Annotated in this window: 1 protein-coding gene; it reads left to right on the forward strand. The window is 76.5% G+C overall.

The features are described from left to right. On the forward strand, positions 1-2067 hold a 2067-nt coding region (locus tag AOK24_RS40470; protein ID WP_240554357.1), incomplete at both ends, for a condensation domain-containing protein.

A 2067-nucleotide genomic window follows, 5' to 3' on the forward strand; every position in this document is an offset into this window, starting at 1 on the left:
TCTTCCAGCTCGGCGGCGACAGCATCCTCGCCGTGCAGCTCGCCACCCGGGCCCGCGCGGCCGGGATCGCGGTCGACCCCCGGGACGTGTTCGCCCACCAGAGCCCGAGAGCCCTGGCCAGGGCCGTCACCGGACGGCAGACCCAGAACCACCCCGTGACCTCGCCCCGGTACGCCCCCACCGGGCCCTTCCCCGCGACCCCCGTCATGGAGTGGCTCGCCTCACTCGGAGGGAGAGCCGACGGGTTCGCGCAGTCCGTGGTGTGCGCGCTGCCCGAGGGGGTGAGCGCCGACGCGCTGGAGGCGGCGCTGCAACGCGTGGTCGACCGGCACGACGCCCTGCGGATACGGCGGACCGGCGACGGCGGCTTCGAGGTGCGCGAGACCGGCCGGGGGTGGCTGGACCAGGTCGACCTGGAACGCGAAGGCGCCGACGACGACGCCGGCCTGGAACGGGTGATCGACGAGGAGCGCCGGGCCGCGCGGCGACGGCTCGACCCGGAGCGGGGAGAGCTGGTGCGCGCGGTGTGGCTGCACGGGCGGGGCCACCACCTGCTCCTGCTCGTCGTCCACCACCTCGCCGTGGACGGCGTGTCATGGCGGACCCTGCTGCCCGACCTCGCGACGGCGTACGGCGGCGGGCCCCTCGCGCCGGTGCCCGTACCGTGGCGGGAGTGGGCCCACCGGCTGCGGGAGACCGACGCGTCGGCGGACACGGACTGGTGGCGGACGGCACTGGAGCGGCCCGGCGGCCCGGTGGGGACACGGGCGCTCGACCCGCGGCGGGACGTCGTCGCACGGGCCGGGCGGCTCACCACGAGACTGGACGCCGAAGCCACCCGGCCGCTGCTGGCCGGCGTACCCGCCGGGTTCCGCGCGAAGGTCCCGGACGTGCTGCTTGCCGCCCTCTCCACCGCACTGCACCGCTGGAGCGGCAACCCGCGGGGCGGGCCGGTGCTGGTGGACGTGGAAGGGCACGGGCGGGAAACGGACCTCGACGGGCTCGCGGAGCTGGACCTCTCCCGGACCGTGGGCTGGTTCACGGCACTGCACCCCCTGCTCCTCGACGCGCGGGGCGACGACGCGGCGGACCTCGCCCGCGCCGTGAAGCGCGTCAAGGAACGGCTGCGGGCCGTCCCCCACGGCGGCCTCACCCACGGACTGCTCCGGTCGGCCGGGCGGATCCCCGCCGTACACGCCCCGATCGCCTTCAACTACCTCGGCCGCCTCGACACCGTGGGGAGCGGGCCGTGGCAGCCGCTGCCGGGGTCGCTGCGCGGCGAAGCCGACCCCGCGCAGCCCCTCGGACACGCGCTGACCGTGGACGCGTTCATCGAGCAGGGCCCCGGCGGCCCGTGCCTGCGCACGGAGTGGACCTGGCCCGGCGAGGTCCTCGACAGCGCGGCCGTCACGGAACTCGCGGACGCCTGGCACACCGCCCTCACCACCCTCGCCGCCCACCGCACCGGCCCGCCCGCCGCCACGCCCTCCGACTTCCCGCTGGCCGACGTCGACCAGGCGCGGATCGAGGAACTGGAGGCCGCGCACGGCGAGCTGGCGGACCTGCTGCCCGCCTCGCCCCTCCAGCAGGGCCTGCTCTTCCACGCGGGCCACGACGCCGAGGACCCGTACGTCGTCCGCCTCGCCCTCGACCTCGACGGGGACGTGGACGCCGAACGGCTCCGGGAGGCGGCCCACGAACTGCTGCGCCGCCATCCCCACCTGGGGGGAGGGTTCACCGGCGACAGCGCCGAGCGGCCCCTGTACGTCGTACCCGCCGCACCCCGGCTCCTGTTCACGTCCACGCGGGACGCGGACGACGAGGTCCCCGTCGATCCGGCCCGTCCGCCGCTGCTGAGGTTCACGCTCGTGCGCACCGGACCCCGGACCAGCCGGCTCCTGTTCACCCACCACCACGTGCTGCTCGACGGCTGGTCCGTCCCGCTGCTGCTGGCGGAGCTGTTCGCCCTCTACCGGGGCGAACAGCTCCCACCCGCCCCCGCCCTGCGCCCGTACGCCCGCTGGCTCGCCGGCCGGGACACGGCCGGCGAGCCAGCGGGCGTACGGG

Origin of the sequence: Streptomyces niveiscabiei (genome assembly GCF_001419795.1) — a bacterium.
Lineage (GTDB): Bacteria > Actinomycetota > Actinomycetes > Streptomycetales > Streptomycetaceae > Streptomyces > Streptomyces niveiscabiei.